This is a genomic window from Mycobacterium innocens, assembly GCF_900566055.1.
Taxonomy (GTDB): domain Bacteria; phylum Actinomycetota; class Actinomycetes; order Mycobacteriales; family Mycobacteriaceae; genus Mycobacterium; species Mycobacterium innocens.
In genome coordinates this window covers 1-19044 of sequence record NZ_UPHQ01000049.1, presented here as the reverse complement: position 1 = coordinate 19044, position 19044 = coordinate 1, and the positions used below count along the sequence as shown (strand labels likewise).

Genomic DNA, 19044 nt, shown 5'->3' with positions numbered 1-19044 from the left:
CGCTTTCTTCTGCCCTGATGGGTACCGTTGACCGTATGGCTGACCTGCCTTTCGGTTTCTCCTCCGGAGACGACCCCGACCGCGACAAACGCGGGAAGAACGAACCCGACCCCGGCTCGGGCGCTAACCCGCTGGGCCCGTTCGGTTTCAGCGGGGATTTCGCCATGGCCGACCTGGGTCAAATCTTCACCCGCCTGGGCGAGATGTTCGGCGGTGTCGGCAGCGCGATGACCGCGGGTCAGAGTTCCGGACCGGTCAACTACGCCCTGGCCCGCCAAGTGGCAGCCAGCTCGGTCGGTTTCACGGCGCCCATCCCGGAAGCGACCAACTCCGCGATCGCCGACGCGGTGCACCTGGCGGAGACCTGGCTGGACGGGGCCACCTCACTGCCCGCCGGCACCACCAGGGCGGTGGGCTGGAGCCCCACCGACTGGGTCGACAACACCTTGGACGTCTGGAAGCGACTGTGCGATCCGATGGCTGAGCAGATCTCGACGGTCTGGGCGTCGTCGCTGCCGGAGGAGGCCAAGAGCATGGCCGGCCCGCTGCTCACGGTGATGTCGCAGATGGGCGGCATAGCGTTCGGTTCGCAGCTGGGTCAGGCACTCGGCCGGTTGTCGCAGGAGGTACTGACATCGACCGACATCGGCCTGCCGCTGGGACCTAAGGGAGTGGCCGCAATCCTGCCCGCTGCCGTCGAGGACTTTTCGTCCGGCCTGGAGCAGCCGCGCAGCGCGATCCTGACCTTCCTGGCCGCCCGTGAAGCCGCCCATCATCGCCTGTTCGGCCACGTTCCCTGGCTGGCCGGGCAGCTGCTGGGCGCTGTCGAGGCCTACGCCAAGGGCATGAAAATCGACATGACCGGAATCGAGGAGCTGGCCCGCGACTTCAATCCGGCCACGCTGACCGATCCGGCCGCCATGGAGCGGTTGCTGAGCGAGGGAGTATTCGAGCCCAAGGCGACACCGACACAGGTCCAGGCGCTCGAGCGGCTCGAGACGCTGCTCGCCCTGATCGAGGGCTGGGTCCAGACCGTGGTGACCAATGCGCTCGGCGAGCGCATTCCGGGCACCGCCGCACTCAGCGAGACGCTGCGCCGGCGCCGGGCCAGCGGCGGTCCCGCCGAACAGACGTTCGCCACCCTGGTCGGGCTGGAGCTGCGGCCACGCAAACTGCGGGAGGCCGGCGCGCTGTGGGAGCGCCTGACCCAGGCCGCCGGTGTGGACGCCCGGGACGCGGTGTGGCAACACCCTGACCTGCTGCCCGCGGCTGACGATCTGGACGACCCGGCCGCTTTCATCGACCAAGTCATCGGCGGGGACACCAGCGGCATCGACGAGGCGATCGCCGAACTCGACCGTGAAACCGGCGGCCCGGAGGACTCCGGCCCCGGCCCTGTGGATAACTGAGCCGCTAGCCGAGCCCGGCGTGGCACAGTTTCTGGTCATGCCGCGGGCAGTTCCTACCTTGTATTCGCTTGATCCGGCGATGCCGGTGCTCCTGCGGCCCGACGGTGCCGTGCAAGTGGGCTGGGATCCGCGCCGGGCCGTGCTGGTGCATCCACCCGGCGGCCTGAGCGCTTCGTCGGTGGCCGCGCTACTGCGGTCCATGCGCTCGCCGACACCGATCACCGAGCTGCAGCGCCAAGCCGTCAGCCAGGGATTGGTGGACGGCGAGGAGGTGGTGAACCTCGTCGGGCAATTGGTCGGCGCCGGTGTCGCGATCCGCGGGCATCGGGGTTGCCCGGGCCGCGCGGCGTCGATCCGGATCCACGGTCGCGGACCGTTGTCGGACCTGCTGATGCAGGCCTTGCGCTGCTCGGGAGCGCGGGTCGGGCAGAGCAGCCAACCGCATGCCGCGGTCAGCAGCGGCACGGTGGATTTGGTGGTGTTGTCCGACTATCTGGTAGCCGATCCACGTTTGGTGCGCGATATGCACAACGAGGGCATTGCGCACCTGCTCGTTCGGGTTCGTGACGGCACCGGCCTGGTCGGACCGCTGGTTATCCCGGGCGTAACGAGCTGCCTACGCTGCGCCGATCTGCACCGCAGTGACGTGGACTGCGCGTGGCCAGCAATCGCTGCCCAGCTGCGCGGCACCGTCGGAGTGGCCGACCGAGCGACGTTGCTGGCGACGGCCGCGCTGGCGCTCAGCCAGGTCAACCGGGTGATCGCCGCGGTGCGCGGTGAACAAGCCGACCGCGATCCGCCGTCGGCTCTCAACGCCACGCTGGAGTTCGACCTCAACGCCGGCTCCATCGTGGCGCGCCAATGGACCCGGCATCCGTTGTGCTCGTGTGACGGTGGCCGTGACGGCGTCTAGCCGCGTCTAGCCGAGGCGGCCCTGCTCCGGGACGTTCGTGGAGACCGCGGCATAGGCTCTGGCCAAGTCGTCCAGCACGCCTTCGGTCAAGGTGCCGTCTTTGCGGTGCTTGTCCAGCGTTTCGATGATCGCCCTGAATAAGGCGTCGGCGGTGTCGTGCTGCGTTTGTTTTGCTGACATGGCTTTGGCGGTCCACCCTCCGGATGTGGGGATCGATGCGTCACACCGTTGCGACCTGCAAGAGACTACATAGCGGCTGTGCCCGCGGCGATCCGAAAATCCACCCGTCATCCGGCGAGCCGAAGGCGGGGTGGGGGCCGTCGGTCCGGTGCTCAGCCGCCCGGGCCCGCCGTGCACGCGCGGCCGGTTGATGCCGGATCAATACCCGTTGACGCAACCGTCATGGATGATGGGTATGTGTCAGACATCAAACGCGGCCGCGCCGCGCGCAACGCCAAGCTGGCCAGCATTCCGGTCGGCATGGCCGGCCGGGCGGCTCTTGGCTTCGGCAAACGGCTGACCGGCAAGTCGAAAGACGAGGTCAACGCCGAGCTGATGGAGAAGGCCGCCAACCAGTTGTTCACCGTCCTGGGCGAGCTCAAAGGCGGGGCGATGAAAGTCGGACAGGCGTTGTCGGTGATGGAAGCAGCCATTCCCGAGCAGTTCGGTGAGCCCTATCGCGATGCGCTGACCAAGCTGCAGAAGGATGCCCCGCCGCTGGCCGCGGCCAAGGTCCACCGGGTGCTCGATGCACAGTTGGGCACGAAGTGGCGGGAGCGGTTCAGTTCGTTCGACGACACCCCGGTTGCCTCGGCCAGCATCGGCCAGGTGCACAAGGCGGTGTGGTCCGACGGCCGCGAAGTGGCCGTCAAGATTCAGTACCCGGGTGCCGACGAGGCCCTGCGGGCCGATCTGAAGACCATGCAGCGCATGGTCGGCATGCTCAAGCAGCTCTCGCCGGGCGCCGATGTTCAAGGTGTCGTCGACGAACTGATCGAACGCACCGAGATGGAGCTCGACTACCGGTTGGAGGCCGACAACCAGCGGGCATTCGCCAAGGCGTACCACGACCACCCACACTTCGCGGTGCCGCGGGTCGTGGCCAGCGCACCCAAGGTGGTGATCCAGGAGTGGATCGACGGGGTGCCGATGTCGGCGATCATCCGCAACGGCAACCAAGAACAGCGCGACCTGATCGGGACCCGGCTGATAGAGCTCACCTTCGACGCCCCACGCCGGCTCGGGATGCTGCACGGTGACGCCCACCCCGGGAACTTCATGCTGATGCCGGACGGTCGAATGGGCGTCATCGACTTCGGAGCCGTGGCACCATTGCCCGGCGGCTATCCCATCGAGCTGGGGATGACGATCCGGCTGGCCCGCGACAAGAATTACGACCTGCTGTTGCCGACCATGGAGAAAGCCGGTTTCATCCAGCAGGGACAGCAGGTCTCGGTCCGGGAGATCGACGAGATGCTGCGCCAGTACGTCGAACCCATCGAAGTCGACGTCTTCCACTACACCCGCAAGTGGCTACAGCGGATGACCGTGAGTCAGTTCGACCGATCGGTCGCGCAGATCAAGGTGGCACGGCAAATGGACCTGCCGGCCAAGCTGGCGATCCCGATGCGGGTCATCGCGTCGGTGGCCGCGATCCTTTGTCAGCTGGGCGCGCATGTGCCGATCAAGTCGCTGACCGAGGAGCTAATTCCCGGCTTCGCCGAGCCCGATACGGCTGTGGTCTGATACGCGGTCGAGCCGGGTAGCCGGCGCAGACCTGGCCCGCGGCGGTCCGTGCGCATTCGCCAAGTGACGGCGCCGATGTCTCCACAAGGCCGGGCCCGGCTCTCGGCGAGCCGGGCCCGGGCCTCCTAAGCGGCGACCTTGCGGGGACGCCCCCGCGGACGCTTGCGGCTCACGATCGCGCCGCGCTCGAAAATCTCGCCGCCCCAGACGCCCCATGGCTCGGCACGTTCCAGCGCGGCCGCCAAACATTGGCGCCGGACCGGGCAGTCGGTGCACAGCGTTTTGGCGCGCTCGAGATCAGCTGGGGTGTCGGCGAACCATAGGTCGGGATTGCCCACATGGCATGGCAACGCCGGCAGCCGATTTTTGGGGACTGTCAGTGCTGACATGTTCTGGCTCACCTGCTTCCTGGTCTTGGGGCTGTCTTTCGAAAGTGATCCGGACCAGGTGAGGGAGGTTGGCCCCCAACAAATTTGGCCACGGATCCTGGTGACTTGGGTCCGTGGCCATTCGGCGAATCTGGGGCTGTTACGCAGTGTCTACGTTGAGCTCCGATCCACGGACGCGTCAGTCGCGGCGGCGACGCGGTGCTTAGCCGCTGCCGCCGGTGCGGCGGCGGCATGAGGGGTTCCCGCGGTTGACGCCGCGGCAGCCACGCTCGCACCGAACACGCTGATGTCGAGCATCGTGGCCAACCTCCTCTCGTACCGCTTGCCGATTTGCCAGCCTTCAACGCCGGCAGCGAAGTGCGTTTCGAGGGTAATCGGTCGCGGCTGCCAATGCCAACCGATTTTCTGACCTGCGGTTTCGTTGCTCAGCGAGCCTGCCTGACCATGTCGAGCACGTCGGCTCCGTACTGTTCCAGCTTTCGGGCACCGATACCCGGAATGGCGATGAGCGTCTCGTCGTCGTCGGGGCGCATCTCGGCGATCGCGATGAGTGTGTTGTCGGTGAAGACGACGTAGGCCGGCACGTTCTGTTCCTTAGCGATGTTCAGCCGCCACGACTTCAGCTGCAGCAGCAACTCCTCGTCAACGTCGCCTGCGCATGTTTCACATCGCCGCAGCATGACGGCTGCCGGGGTGGTCAGCTCCTTGTTGCAGACCCGGCAGCGGGCGGAGGCCCGGTTGCGACGGGCTTTGCCCGGCCCCGGTTCGGCACGCGTCTGCGGCGCAATGCCGTTGAGGAACCGCGACGGCTTACGGCTCTGGCGACCGCCCGGCGCCCGAGCCAGAGCCCAGCTGAGGGCCAAATGCACTCGGGCCCTGGTGATTCCGACATACAGCAGGCGACGCTCTTCCTCGACCGGCTCACTGTCGGGGCCGTGCGCCAGCGCATGCGAGATGGGTAATGTGCCGTCGGCCAATCCGACCAGAAACACTGCATCCCACTCCAGGCCCTTGGCCGCATGCAGCGAGGCAAGCGTGACGCCCTGCACCACCGGCGGATGCCGCGCGTCGGCTCGGGCCCGAAGCTCGGACAACAGTCCCGGAAGCTGTAAATGCGGACGCTGCGCCACCTCGTCGTCGACCAGTTGCGCCAAAGCGGTGAGTCCCTCCCAGCGTTCCCGGGCGCGGGCACCCACCGGCTCGTGTGCCGTCAACCCCAGCGGTTCCAGAACGCCGCGGACCGCGTCGGGCAATGAAGCGTCGGTACCCCGTTCAGCGGCACGCTGTAACGCCACCAGCGCCTGCTTGATCTCCTGACGGTCGAAGAACCCCTCGCCGCCGCGAACCTGATAGGCGATGCCCGCTTCGGTCAGCGCTTCCTCGTAGACCTCGGACTGTGCGTTGACGCGGTACAGAATCGCGATTTCTGAAGGCGCAGTGCCGGATTCGATCAACCGGCCGATCGACGCCGTCACCGCGGCAGCCTCGGCGGGTTCGTCGGGATACTCCTGGAACGACGGGACGGGACCGGGCTCACGCTGGCCGGATAACCGCAACTTGCTGCCCGCGACCCGGCCCCGAGCGGCTTCGATCACCCGATTGGCCAACGACACCACCTGCGGAGTGGACCGGTAGTCACGCTCCAGGCGCACCACCGTGGCGTCGGGGAACCTGCGGGAGAAGTCGAGCAGGAAGCGCGGGGAGGCTCCGGTGAATGAGTAGATGGTCTGATTGGCGTCGCCGACGACGGTCAGATCGTCGCGATCCCCCAACCATGCCGACAGCACCCGCTGCTGCAGCGGCGTGACGTCCTGGTATTCGTCGACAACGAAGCAGCGGTAGCGATCCCGGAACTCCTCGGCCACCGCGGCGTCATTTTCGATAGCGGCCGCGGTATGCAGCAGCAGGTCGTCGAAGTCGAGCAGGGTGACGCTGTCGTCGCGGACTTTGAGGGATTCGTATTCGGAGTAGACCGCCGCGATGTGTGCCGCGTCCAACGGGGTGTCCCGGCGCACGGCCGCCACCGCGCTCGGGTAATCCTCCGGACCGATCAGCGAGGCTTTGGCCCACTCGATCTCGCCGGCGAGATCCCGGACGTCATCGGTGCTGGCCTGGAGCCTGGTGCGGCTGGCCGCGCGGGCCACGACGGCGAACTTGGTGTCCAGCAACTGCCAGCCGATGTCACCAACCACGCGTGGCCAGAAATACCGCAGCTGGCGATGCGCCGCCGCATGAAAGGTCAGCGCCTGCACCGCGCCGACGCCCGAACCGACCTGCGCGGCGGCGCCCAGCGCACGCAGCCGGGCGCGCATTTCCCCAGCTGCACGCTGGGTGAACGTCACGGCCAGTACTTGACCGGCAGCCACATGACCACTGCCAACCAGGTGGGCGATCCGGTGCGTGATGGTGCGCGTCTTCCCGGTTCCGGCTCCGGCGAGCACGCAGACCGGTCCGCGTGGAGCCAATACGGCTTGGCGCTGCTCGTCGTCCAGTGCGGCGGTCAGTGCGTCTGCGACCATCGGCATAGCGTCCATCTTGGCAGCGGCGGCCGACAAGTCGGGCGTTTCGACGCGCCGCGGCCTGCGTCGTCGCCGGGTGCCGCCGCCTCCCCAGGGCTGCCCCGGGTAAGCGGGCGATGCCCGCGCTCCGGCCCACTCCACGCCCGCATGGTTGTCGGGCTACGTTTACCAGCTATGACCAACGCTGCGCTCACCATCTACACGACGTCATGGTGTGGCTACTGTTTCCGGCTCAAGACGGCGCTCAAGACAGAGGGAATCACGTACGCCGAGGTCGACATCGAACACGACAGCGCGGCTGCGGAGTTTGTCGCCTCGGTCAACGGCGGCAACAGGACGGTCCCGACGGTCAGGTTTGCCGACGGCTCAACGCTGGCCAACCCGAGCGCAAACGTGGTCAAAGCCAAACTGGCAGAAGTCGGCGGCTGAGGCGGCCCGGTGTCGGCCATTCACCCGGCGCGCCCAGACACGGCCCGTCGCCTGGACAAAGGTGCCCAACAAGAGGTCCGGTCGCCCGTACGATAAGAGTTACGGCGTCGACCTCCAGGCATAACTCGCCGGTACCATAAGCGCCACCCAACCGCGGACGGCGGTCCGCAGAAAACGGCTATCAACGATGAGGCCAACCGGCTCAACCCGCTCGAGCGTGACATATCTGGCGCTCCGGCTGAAGTGGCAAGCGGCAGATATTCGCGCCGCCCTTGCCGGCACGGGCAAGTCGCTGTTCATCATCTGCACTGCGCTACTCGTGATCACGGCGTGCTCGCGCACAGGCACGGCAGCGAAGCCGAGCACCGCCACAACCACGCCGCTGTCGGGTGCCGATGCGTTGATCATCAGCGTCGAAGAGGTACGGCGGATCGCCAATTACGAGGAACTGACCGCACGTTCACACGCGGACTTGCGTCATCCGCCACCAGGCGACCTGAGCGCACCGGGCCCCTGCCGGGCGGCCGGGACCAGTGATCTCACATTCGCCAGCGGCTGGATAGAGTTCCGGAGCGCGGGCTACAGCGGCGTCACCGACGAAATACGCCCCGGCGGCATGGCTCTGGTGGGTTCGGTCAGTCAAGCCGTTGCCATCTACCCGGACGCGCATGCAGCACGCGCAGCGCTCGACCAGCTGGAAGCTTCGCTGAACGCGTGCATGGCATTACATGACCCCAAGTACACGTTCAACGTGGACAAGCCCGACCCCGCCACGCTGCGGATCACCGACCAAGGATGGAGCCACCTGTATCGCGTCAAGAACGCGGTATTGATGTCTGTCGGTGTATTGGGCATCGAACCAGCTGAACGGATCGCCAATACCTTGCTTGACGCGATCTGCGATCGCGTCAAGTAGTCGACCGCGGCAGTTCAGTCGCGCGCCGCCGCCCAGGATTCGATGATGATGCGGGCAATCGAGACGGACCCCGGTAGCCGCAATGTCGACTCCGATGCGGTGGTCGTCCAGTCGCCCGCGTCCAGCGCCGCACGCACTTCATCGCGGGTGAACCAGCCGGCCTCGGCGATCTCGCCGTCGTGGAATGAAAAATCTTGATCCCGGTCAGCTACGGCATGGAAGCCCACCATCAGCGAACGCGGGAACGGCCAGGGTTGGCTGCCTAGGTAGCGCACATCACGGACGGTCAGACCGATTTCCTCACGGATCTCGCGGGCCACGCATACCTCGAACGATTCACCTGCCTCGACGAAGCCCGCCAGCAGAGAGAACATCCGCGGCGGCCATGCCGCTTGGCGGGCCAATACCGCGCGATCACCGCCGTCGTGAACCAGGCAGATCACCGCCGCATCGATACGGGGAAACTCCTCGTGACCGGTGATCAGGCTGACGCGTGACCATCCAGCCCTGGCCGGTTTGGTCGGGGTCCCATCGACCGGGCTGAATCGCGCGGTGCCATGCCAGTTCAATAACGCCAATGCCGACGACACCAATTGGCTACTGGTGTCATCGATGACCTTGCCGAGCCTGCGAAGGTCCACTACTTCGGCCTCCACACCCAGATTCTCGGGGGGCTCCAGTGCGCCCCTGATCGCCCAGACGTGGCGATCGCCCTCGATACGGCCCAGGAACACCGCCTCCGACGGTGGCTTGTCGCCCAGCGCGGCCGCCGGACCCAGCACCGCTCGGCCATCGGCAACTAGGACCTGGTTGCGCGAATCCACCCGCAGTAGCGCCGCATCGGCCCAGCCGGCAGCCGCCGCGTCGACATCGGTCCGCAAGTGGTCGGCTCGGTCGGCGCCGATGCGCGACAGGAATGGAACGTCCCGCAGCCGGAAGTCCACGCTAGGCCCTAATGCCCACGTGGCGGACCCGAGCTTGCGATCGCCACGCAACCCACCACGTGACGACCCGCCGCGCCCGGCTCCGCCGAGCTTGCGATCGCCACGCAACCCACCACGTGACGATCCGCCGCGCCCGGCTCCGCCGAGCTTGCGATCGCCACGCAACCCACCACGTGACGACCCGCCGCGCCCGGCTCCGCCGAGCTTGCGATCGCCACTAGTGCCCCGTATTGCGGACGTAGAGGAGACGGTCGTCGGCCTCGATGGCGTCCACCTCGGGTGCTCCGATACGCAATAGTTCTCCATTGCGGACGACGCCGAGCACGATGTCCCCCAGATGCCGCGGAGAACCGCCGACTTCGCTCGGCTCCACCTCACGTTCGGCAATCGCCAGCCCAGTATCCGGCGTCAACAGATCCTCTATCATCTGCACAACGCTGGGTGTGGTGGTGGCAAGTCCAAGCAATCGACCGGCGGTCTCGGAGGAAACCACCACCGAGTCCGCCCCCGATTGCTCCAGCAGATGCTGGTTTTCGGCCTCCCGGATAGAAGCCACGATCTTGGCCTTGGGCGAGATCTCGCGGGCGGTCAAAGTCACCAACGCCGCCGTGTCGTCACGGCTCGCGGCAACGATGATCGAGGCCGCATGCTGGGCACCGGCCAACCGCAGCACGTCGGATTTGGTGGCGTCGCCATGGACGGTGACCAACCCCGCCGCCGCCGCGCGGTCGAGGGCCGCCCGGTCGGTGTCGACGACGACAATCTCACCAGGGACCACCTCGTCGCCGAGCATCGCGGTAATCGCCGTTTTGCCTTTGGTCCCATAGCCGATGACGACGGTGTGGTTGCGCACTCTGTTCCTCCAACGCTGGATCTTCAGTGCTTGCCGGGACGTCTCCGTGACCACCTCGAGCGTCGTCCCGACCAACAGGATCAGGAACGCGATGCGCAGCGGTGTGATGATCAAGACGTTGGTCGCGCGCGCGAATTCGGAAATGGGTGTGATGTCGCCATAACCGGTCGTCGACAACGTCACCGCCGAGTAATACAGGCAATCCAAAAACGTCAGTTCGTCGCCCTGTGAGTCGTGGTATCCGTCCCGATCGACGTAGACGGTAATGGCGCCGACCAACAACGCCGCCAAGGCAATCGCCACCCGGCGGGTAATGATGCGCGCGGGGCTGGCCCGACCCGAAGGAATGCGCAACACCCCGACGAGTGCGTAACTCGGCTGGACCGTCAACCTCTCGTCGAGACGCCTCAGCCGCCGCCAACTACCTTTTGCCACGGGAATCCGTCATCGGCTGATCCCAAAGCACGACACAGGCACGAGGAACATGTAACCACGATCAGGTGTTGCAACGGCGAGCGGAGTCAGCCAGCAGCGCGGCCAACGCCGCACCGTCGGGCAACTCATCGGGAACAACGGTGATGCCGCTGCGGACGTAGTAGAACGCGGTGCGTACCGATGACTCCGAGCAGCCGAGCAGCGCAGCCCACGCCAGCCGGTACACAGCCAACTGGACGGCGGCCTGCCGCCTGGCTTCCGGCCCGCGTGGCGGCTCACCGGTCTTCCAGTCGACCACGGTGACGCCGCCGTCGGGGTCGGCGAACACCGCATCGATGCGGCCGCGAACCACGGTGTCGCCGATCGGCATCTCGAACGGCACTTCTACCGCGATCGGGGTGCGAGCAGCCCAGGGCGATGCGGTGAACGCCGCCCGCAGGTTGGCCAACTCCTCGGCGTTGCTCGCGTCGGAATCGGCGGCACCCGGAAGGTCTCCGAGATCGAACAGCAATTCGGCTCCGTAGAACTGCTGGACCCAGGAGTGAAAGGCGTTGCCCAGCAAAGCCTGCGGATCCGGACGCGACGGCAGACGATGGGCTAGCCGCTGCCGTGCCTTGGCAGGATCGCGGCCCAGCTCCACCAGACCGCTGACCGACAACTGGCCCGGCAGCTCGCGGGCCGGCGGTTGCACCGCGCGCGCACGTTCGGCCAGCAGCGCATCGACGTCACGGACCCACCCCTCCGTGTCAGCGTTCCCGGCGTCGATCACTTCGGACGCTGTTGCCTCAGCCACCAGCCGGGCCCCGCGTTCCACGTCAGCTCGCCGCGCGCCCAGCGGCTCAGCTGGCCAGACCGCTTGAATAGCGTTGTTCCACAACGGGTTACGCTCAGCTTCAGCCGGCGCGGGAGCCCACTGGTCCACAATCCCGCACGGATCGCCGGCCGTAACCGAGTGATCGATGATGTCTTTGACTTCGCAGAGGAATTCCGAAGGCCCGCACGGCTTGACCCCGGTAGCGCCCCAGTGGTGACCCGATACCAACAGGGTGTCCTCGGCACGAGTGACACCGACATACAGCAACCGACGCTCCTCATCGACACGTCGCTGATCGAGCTGACGACGGTGCTCAGAGATCTTGTCCGACAGCTGTTTTCGATTGGTCACCGCCGAGGTGTCCAGGACCGGGATACCGAGCACCCCGGCCGAGGCGCGGTCGCCGCGCAGCAGTGGTGGTAGCTCACCGGGGTCGGTTAACCAGGTGCTCCGCGACGCGGTCGACGGGAAAACGCCGCCTGACAGGTGTGCGACCGCCACGACCTGCCACTCCAAGCCCTTTGCGGCATGCACGGTGAGCACCTGCACCCTGTCGCGTGCGACCGCCGGCTGCCCGGGGGGCAGGCCGTTTTCTACTTCTGCGGCCACGTCCAAGTAAGCCAGCAGACCAGCCACCGACGCCTTTGCCGGCACTTCCGTGCTCGACGAGGTAGCCCGCTCCGCGTATTTCGCCACCACGTCCGAGAAAGCGTCGAGATGCTCGGTGCCAGACCACTCTGCGGTAGCGGCCGATTTGGCGCGGGCTTCGCAATCGACACCCAGCACGCGGCGCACCTCGGCAACTAGATCCGGCAGGCAATGGCCGAGTTGTGCACGCAGCAGGTTCAGTTCGCCGGCCAGCGCCACGATACGCCGGTACCCTGCCACCGAGTACCAGTCGGCCGGACCCGGGTCGCTGATCGCGTCGGCCAGACATGGGGTGTCGCTGTCGGGGCCGGCTGCCGCCGCAATCGACTCGGGCGACGATTCATTCGGGCCGCCCGCCAGGGCCAGCGCGCGCCGCCACAGCGCTGCCAGGTCCCGGCCACCGAGCCGCCAGCGGGGACCGGTCAGCACCTGCATCGCCGCGGCTCCGGCCGTCGGCTCGGCCACCAGACGCAGCATGGCCACCACGTCGGCGACCTCTGGAATGGACAACAGGCCGGCCAGCCCAACCACTTCGACCGGGATTCCGCGAGCACGCAGTGCATCGGCGATGGGTGCCGCGTCAGCGTTGCGGCGCACCAGCACGGCTGCGGTTGGCGGGCCGACCCCATCGGCCCGAGCCCGCAAGTAGTGCCGTTGAAGATGGTCGGCAATCCAGTCACGTTCGGCCCGCACGTCGGGGAGCAGTGCGCAGCGAACGGTCCCGGGCGGGGCGTCCGGGCGTGCCCGCAATGCACGCACCGCGACCGATCGCCGGCGCGCCTCCGCAGAAATGGCGTTTGCCAAGTGCAGCGCTCGCGGCGGGTTACGCCAACTGGTCCGCAGCTCCAGGATCGGCGCTGGTGTGCCGTCGGAGAGGGGGAAGTCGGTGGTGAAGCGCGGCAGGTTCGTCGCCGAGGCACCGCGCCAGCCGTAGATCGACTGAATCGGGTCCCCGACCGCCGTGAGCGCCAGCCCGTTGTCGACTCCGCCGCCGAACAACGACGACAAGGCGACCCGCTGGGAATGGCCGGTGTCCTGATACTCGTCGAGCAACACCACCCGGAATTGGTTCCGCAGTTCGCGACCGACCTCCGGGAACGACGCCGCCAGCCGCGCGGCAGACGCCATCTGCAACCCGAAGTCCATCACCTTCCCGGCCCGCATGCGTTCTAGCAACGCATCCAGCAATGGCACCAACTCGGCGCGCTCATTCTGGGTGGCCAGCATCCGCAGCAACCACTGGCTGGGGCCGCGGTCGCGCTGATAGGGGCCCGCCGGCAAGGTGTGCACCAGTCGCTCCCGCTCAACGTGGGTGTCGCGGAGTTGCCCGGTGTCCACCAGGTGCTCAGCGAGCTGGCCCCATAACCGCAGTACCATCGCGGTGACCGCCGCCGGGGTCTTCTGGGTACGCAATTCACCGCGATACCCGTTGACCACCTCGAACGCCAGCTGCCACAGCTCTGTCTCGGTGAGCAACCTGGTGTCGGGCTCGACAGGCAGCAGCAATCCGTAGTCACGCAGCAACGACCCGGCGAATGCGTGGTACGTGCTGACCACCGGAGTGCCCGCGGATTCGCACGCCGCCGGGCCGGTTTCCAGCCCGGCCAACCGCGCCAGTCGAGACCGGACGCGGCGCAGCAGTTGGCCGGCGGCCTTACGGGTGAACGTCAGGCCCAGCACCTGACCGGGTTCGGCGTAGCCGTTGGCGATCAACCACACCACCCGCGCCGCCATCGTCTCGGTCTTGCCGGCTCCGGCCCCGGCGATGACCACCAGTGGGCCCGGCGGCGCGGCGATCACGGCTGCCTGCTCCTCCGTGGGCGGGAAAAGCCCTAGCGCACAAGCTAATTCGGCGGGGCTGTAGCGGGCATTTTTCACAGCGGTGACCTGTCGGTGTGTGCCGGGCAAAACAGCCGGATCGGGCAGTTCGAGCAACCGTCGTTGCGTCGGGCGATGAACTGCGGCCCGGCCATCGCCTCGGCGGCCCGCCGCATCAGACCGCGCCATTGATCACGAGCGGCCGGTGTCAACGGATCCTGCTCGCGTTCAGTGGCGCCAGTCGTCCCGCACTTCCCGGGATAGACCAGACGCGCGCCACCGGGCTCGTCGCCTGTGGGCACCATCCCTTCCGCGACCGCCAGCTGATACATCGCCAGTTGCGCATGCTGTTGGGCATCGTCCTTGCTCACCGGTGTCTTGCCGGTTTTGACGTCGACGATCACCAGCCGACCCGCGCCGTCGCGTTCCAGCCGATCGACGCGGCCGCGCAGCCGGATCTTTCCGCCGTCGTCGCGGCGGGTCTGCAGGACGCCGTCCACCTCGATCTCGACGCCGACCTCGGTCAACTCACCACGGGTCCGCGCTCGCCACTCGACAAACGACTGGATCATCGCGCGGTGCCGGGCAAGCTCATTGGACGAATACCAGCTCGCGTCGAAGGGCAGCCGTTGCCAAACCCGGTCCAGCTCGGCCAGCAGTTGAGCTTCACTCCGGCCCGCCCCGGCGATCAGCGCGTGCAGCACCGAACCGACGGTGGAGCGAAGCTCACGCGGCATGGCTCCGCCGTGGCGTTCGGTCAGCCACCGTAAGGGACACTCGCTCAGCGTCTGCAGGCCCGAGGGCGTCAACGTGACGACATCCCCACTGCCGTAGAGCGGTTCACCGGTGCTGACCGGGATCAGCCCGTGCCACCCGTCCGGGTCGGCCCCCGCCACACCGGCCGTGGCCAACCGCGCCAATTGCGTTGCCGCACATGCCCGAGCAGCGTCATCGACCACGCCGTCAGGTGCACACACGACAGCCCGCAACCGACCCACCACCGCCGCGGCCGACAGGACACGTGGTGCCGGCTCCGGCTGCGCCGCCACGGGTTCGCCGCCACCATCAGCCAAACGGGCGATCTCGAAAAAGAATGCCGACGGTAGTGCCGGTTCCTGGCCACCTCCGCCGGCGTCGTTGTCGACGGCTGTCACCAGCAACCGGCGCCGGGCCCGACCCATGGCGGCCACCAAAAGCCGCCGCTCCTCGGCCAGCAGCGGCGCCCGGGCAGAGGCGTTTTGGGTGACACCGTCGAGTTCATCGAGCAGCCGCTGGGTAGCCAACACGCCACCACGCGGAATCGTGTTCGGCCACAGCCCTTCCTGCAATCCCGCTATGACAACGAGATCCCATTCGTGTCCCAGGGCGGCGTGCGCGCTGAGCACCATCACCTGTTCTGTCTGCGATACCGGCTCGGCGCTAACGCGTGGCAGCTGCAGAGCCGTGACATGCTCGATGAGTCCGCGCAGCGACGCACCCGAAGTTCGGGAGACGTACTGGTCGGTGATGTCGAACAAGGCGGTCACCGCTTCCAGATCCCGCGCGGCCTGGACGCCCGCCGGGCCGCCGCGCTCGCTGGCTGCGAGCCAGCGGCTTTGAAGACCTGAGCGATGCCAGCCAGCCCACAGCGTGTACCGCGGATCTTGACCCTGACGGTGGCACCGTGCGGCCGCGGCGAGCACGGCACGCACTCGCCGCAGCGGGCCGGCCTGCGGCCCTGAGAGCGACGGGGGCGATTCAGCTTCGGGGGAAAGTGCCTGTGCCAGTAGGTCACCGAAATCACCCGGTGAACCGCCGGCCCGGCCGCGCAGCAGCGTCCGCCGCAGCTGGCGGAGCGTAACCGGGTCGACGCGGCCGATGGGCCCGGTGAGCAGCGCCAATGCCCGCTCACCGGTGAGCCCGTCAGCGGTCGCGGCCAAAACGGTGAGCAGCGCAGCCGGGGCGGGCTCCTCCGACAACGACCCGCCGATCGCCGGCATGGCCACCGGAACTCCGGCCGCAGCCAGCGCCCGGGGCAGCCGCGCGGCGGCGCGCGGCACCGACCTGACGATCACCGCCATCTGCGACCACCGCACCCCGTCGATCACATGGGCTCGTCGCAGAGTATCGGCAATCATCGCCGCTTCGGCATGCGCCGAGCCGGCCAGCCGCACGGCAACCGAACCGTCCCGTTCCCCGGTGCCCTCGATCTGTTTTTCGGCGCTGCCACCGGGCAACCGCCGGGTGATGCCACTGACGGCACGCGCCACCGCGGGCGCGCAGCGATGCGACACCGTCAAGGTCACTAAGCGTCCGCGTTCGACAGCCCTGACCAGTAACCCGGCGGGCTCGCCGCCGCGGAAACCGAATACGGCCTGGTTCGGGTCACCCGCCACCACGGCACGTTCGGTGCCCGCGGCCAGCGCCCGGACCAGCCGGGCTGCCTGCGGATCGAGTTGCTGAGCATCGTCGACCAGCAGCAGCCGGACACGGGCCCGCTCGGCTGCCAGGAGTCCCGGATCAACCGCGAAGGCCTCCAACGCCGCCCCGACGAGTTCAGCGGCCCCCAATGCCCGTGCCGTCGCTTGTGGGGCCGCCATGCCGGCCGCCGAACGCAGCAACATCACCTGCTCGTATTGGCGGGCGAAGCGGCCGGCGGCAATCCATTCTGGCCGCCCGCAGCGACGGCCCAGCCGCTCCAGATCCCACGGGTCTACGCCACGTTCGAAGCAACGTGCCAATAGATTTCGCAATTCGTTGGCGAATCCGGCGGTGCTCAGCGCCGGCCACAGATGCTGCGGCCAGGCGGATTGGGAGGCCGCTGCGTCCTCGAGGTCGCCGGCTAGCAGCTCGCGGATGATCGCATCCTGTTCGGCACTGGTGAGCAGCCGCGGCGGCCCGTCTCCGGTACGCTCCGCGTTGCGTCGCAATAGTGCATAGGCGTAGCCGTGCACGGTACGCACCAGCGGCTCGCGGACCGCGGACCGGCCGGAACCGATCCTGCTCGACCGCAGCAACGCCGACGTCAACGCGCTGCGTGCGCGTACCCCCAGCCGCCCTGAACCGGTAAGCAGCAGAACCGATTCCGGATCGGCACCCGCGGCGATATGCGCAACCGCGGCCTCGACCAGCAGGCTGCTCTTACCGGTCCCTGGGCCGCCCAGCACGCGCACCAGCCCGCGCACTCCCGGCACGAGCAGCTCGTGCGCCTCGGCACCCCAGCTCAATGGCATAGCCGCATGTAACCACGAGGGTCTGACACGCTCTGGCGGCCAGAGCCGGTGAAGCCCCCCGGGAGAGTTCGGTCTCAACCGTTGACGTCCTCAGCGGCGATCGGACGCGGCCTGCAGCAGCCGGCCGTCACCGATGCCAGCACACAGGTCCCGCCCACAGCACCGCACCGACGTGGGCAGAGTCATTGCGTCTGATCGCGATTCGAGCCGGCGGCCGGTGTTTCCGAACGCGAGCGACCGCGCGGTCGTAGTCGTTGCGCAGCTGCGGATCGCGCAACACCCGGTAGGCCGCCAGAACTTGCCGCAGCCGTTCGTCGGCGCCCGAGTCTGGTTTGCCGGACCGCAAGTCCGGGTGGCACCTGCGCAATTGGCGCCGGTAGGCATGGGTTATTTCGGTCTGCGTTGCCGTAGGCGGAACGCCGAGAACTGAGTACGGGTCAATCATGGAGTAGCACCGCGCCTTTCGTGAGTGATGGCGGGTTGCTGCTGGAAGTGGGCGCGCCGTCGCGGGCGCGCCCACTTCTACCGGTACCCTCCGCGCAGCCTCACCTCAACCACGTTGGGTGGCAATGCGCTGCGGTTACGGACTCAGTCGCGCGTCGATTATGGCGACAGACGGCACGGAGGGCCGCAAGCGTCAAACAGATGTCAATCCGGCGTCATCACCTCCTCGTCGAGATCCGTTGCAACCAACAGTCGGAGCGGCTGAACGAATGCCGTCAGGCATTGATCGGCGTGCGCTCCCCGTTGTGGCTGATCTCGATACGGCGCGGTTTGGCCTTCTCCGCGATCGGAATGGTCAGGCGCAACACGCCGTCGTGGTAGCTGGCCTCGATTCTGTCGGTTTCGAGGGTGTCACCAAGGAACAACTGCCGGCTGAAGACGCCGCGCGGCCGCTCGGCCGCGACCACTTCGCGCTCGCGATCCACATCGGGGCGCTCCGCGCGCACCGTGAGCACATTGCGTTCGACGTCGAGGTCCAGTGAATCGGGGTCCACGCCCGGTAGATCGAATTCGACGATGAACTGGCCTTCTTCCCGCCAGGCATCCATCGGCATGACCGCCGGGCGCGCCGGAGTGCCCAGCGCTTGCTCGGTCCAACGGTCGAACGCGCGGAATGGATCTGAACGCATCAACATCATATTTCGCCTCCTAACCGCAACGATTATCTATGTTGATGGTCATAGGTTCTATCTACCACCTCGACTGGCCGCGCGCAAGCATGACAACTGAAAATTTTTCCGCTTCAGTAGCCGCAGCTGCTCTCGAACCTGCTGGCGTACACCGAATTTCAGCCATGGGCGACCTTCACCGCAGCCAGCCGCCACCGAGTGGCCCGGGACCGCGACGGGCCCGAAGCGACAGGGCACCGCAGCGAACCGTCGAGCAGATGGCACAATGCAGGTAACTGGTCGCCACTGGTCCGAATGGTTGATCGGGAAGTTCTGGAAACCCAGCGAGAAGCCGCCAATACGCACCGCCGTGCGGCAACGCCGGACTGCAGGCCAACGAGGCCGGCCAGCAGCCGGAGAGCTACAGCAGGAGTATCGATTATGGGCAATGCCGACGGAGTAGGTCCGCAGGATCAGGTTCCCGAAGCGGACGCGGCGGAACAGCACCGCACCGTCGATTTCGACGACGAAGCGGGGTTGGACACCGCCTACCTGAGCGATGCCGCGGATCGCGAAGCCAACGAAGCCGACGTGATCGATCAGGCCTATATCGTTCCGGTATCGGACGACGACGCGGACCTCGACCGCTGATATAGATCGGGGTGGTCCTTCACAAACGCCTCCGGAGGTGTCAGGAAGGGATCTGTAAGTGATTCCTTTTTGAGGTCCGTGTGTTGGCGCACGCGGGTTTCCTGACACGCCCCGGAGGTGTTGTTATGTCTGTGCATCTTGCCCCAGTCACGTTGTCCACGATCGTCGTTGCCGTCGATGTCGGCAAGACCTCGGCGGTGCTCTCGGCGACCGATAGCGCCCGTCATCGTGTGTTC

General features: G+C 67.1%; 15 protein-coding genes and 1 pseudogene. 6 read left to right on the top strand and 10 right to left on the bottom strand.

Annotated features, from left to right (window positions below; genetic code table 11):
- Positions 1-17: 17 nt before the first annotated feature.
- Together EET03_RS05990 and EET03_RS05985 are read left to right on the top strand one after the other, a co-directional pair.
- On the top strand, positions 18-1409 hold the full coding sequence (locus tag EET03_RS05990) for a zinc-dependent metalloprotease (RefSeq protein ID WP_099194016.1): 1392 nt from the start codon (positions 18-20) through the stop codon (positions 1407-1409).
- Positions 1410-1446: 37 nt separating this feature from the next.
- The gene (locus tag EET03_RS05985) at positions 1447-2322 is read left to right on the top strand and encodes a hypothetical protein (RefSeq protein WP_063468939.1); all 876 of its coding nucleotides are present in this window, start codon (positions 1447-1449) and stop codon (positions 2320-2322) included.
- Positions 2323-2328: 6 nt separating this feature from the next.
- On the opposite strand, the gene EET03_RS05980 is transcribed toward EET03_RS05985, so the two are convergent.
- Positions 2329-2502, bottom strand: coding sequence for a hypothetical protein (locus EET03_RS05980; protein WP_023371764.1), 174 nt, complete (start codon positions 2500-2502; stop codon positions 2329-2331).
- Positions 2503-2724: 222 nt separating this feature from the next.
- On the opposite strand from EET03_RS05980, the gene EET03_RS05975 reads away from it, so the two are divergent.
- Complete coding sequence (locus EET03_RS05975) at positions 2725-4068, top strand: macrolide-binding ATPase MABP-1 (RefSeq protein ID WP_075543864.1); 1344 nt, start codon at positions 2725-2727, stop codon at positions 4066-4068.
- A gap of 125 nt (positions 4069-4193) precedes the next feature.
- Here EET03_RS05975 and EET03_RS05970 read toward each other — a convergent pair whose 3' ends face one another.
- From EET03_RS05970 to EET03_RS05965, 3 genes and pseudogenes are all read right to left on the bottom strand, one after another.
- Positions 4194-4457 (bottom strand): WhiB family transcriptional regulator, encoded by a 264-nt coding sequence (locus EET03_RS05970; protein ID WP_075543872.1) that lies wholly within the window; start codon positions 4455-4457, stop codon positions 4194-4196.
- A 3-nt stretch (positions 4458-4460) separates the two neighbouring features.
- Positions 4461-4754: pseudogene (locus EET03_RS32930) on the bottom strand (hypothetical protein); the annotation flags it as partial.
- Positions 4755-4882: 128 nt separating this feature from the next.
- On the bottom strand, positions 4883-6982 hold the full coding sequence (locus EET03_RS05965) for an ATP-dependent DNA helicase UvrD2 (RefSeq protein ID WP_099194015.1): 2100 nt from the start codon (positions 6980-6982) through the stop codon (positions 4883-4885).
- Positions 6983-7150: 168 nt separating this feature from the next.
- On the opposite strand from EET03_RS05965, the gene mrx1 reads away from it, so the two are divergent.
- Positions 7151-7405 (top strand): mycoredoxin Mrx1, encoded by a 255-nt coding sequence (gene mrx1 / locus EET03_RS05960; RefSeq protein ID WP_075543866.1) that lies wholly within the window; start codon positions 7151-7153, stop codon positions 7403-7405.
- Between the two features lie 187 nt (positions 7406-7592).
- The gene (locus EET03_RS05955; protein ID WP_075543867.1) at positions 7593-8321 is read left to right on the top strand and encodes a sensor domain-containing protein; all 729 of its coding nucleotides are present in this window, start codon (positions 7593-7595) and stop codon (positions 8319-8321) included.
- 14 nt (positions 8322-8335) lie between these two features.
- On the opposite strand, the gene nudC is transcribed toward EET03_RS05955, so the two are convergent.
- From nudC to EET03_RS05920, 6 genes are all read right to left on the bottom strand, one after another.
- Positions 8336-9265, bottom strand: a complete 930-nt coding sequence (gene nudC, locus EET03_RS05950; RefSeq protein ID WP_075543868.1) for an NAD(+) diphosphatase — start codon at positions 9263-9265, stop codon at positions 8336-8338.
- A gap of 217 nt (positions 9266-9482) precedes the next feature.
- Complete coding sequence (locus EET03_RS05940) at positions 9483-10553, bottom strand: potassium channel family protein (RefSeq protein ID WP_075543869.1); 1071 nt, start codon at positions 10551-10553, stop codon at positions 9483-9485.
- A gap of 61 nt (positions 10554-10614) precedes the next feature.
- Entirely contained in the window at positions 10615-13893 is a 3279-nt protein-coding gene (locus EET03_RS05935; protein ID WP_244232255.1) for an ATP-dependent helicase, read from the bottom strand.
- Positions 13890-17045, bottom strand: coding sequence for an ATP-dependent DNA helicase (locus EET03_RS05930; protein ID WP_075543870.1), 3156 nt, complete (start codon positions 17043-17045; stop codon positions 13890-13892). Before EET03_RS05930 ends, EET03_RS05935 begins: the two co-directional genes overlap by 4 nt.
- Before the next feature lie 127 nt (positions 17046-17172).
- Complete coding sequence (locus EET03_RS05925) at positions 17173-17490, bottom strand: J domain-containing protein (RefSeq protein WP_075543871.1); 318 nt, start codon at positions 17488-17490, stop codon at positions 17173-17175.
- A gap of 274 nt (positions 17491-17764) precedes the next feature.
- On the bottom strand, positions 17765-18187 hold the full coding sequence (locus EET03_RS05920) for an Hsp20/alpha crystallin family protein (RefSeq protein ID WP_063468889.1): 423 nt from the start codon (positions 18185-18187) through the stop codon (positions 17765-17767).
- A 411-nt stretch (positions 18188-18598) separates the two neighbouring features.
- Here EET03_RS05920 and EET03_RS05915 point away from each other — a divergent pair, with 411 nt between their 5' ends.
- The gene (locus EET03_RS05915; protein WP_063468890.1) at positions 18599-18808 is read left to right on the top strand and encodes a hypothetical protein; all 210 of its coding nucleotides are present in this window, start codon (positions 18599-18601) and stop codon (positions 18806-18808) included.
- The last annotated feature ends 236 nt before the right edge of the window (positions 18809-19044 follow it).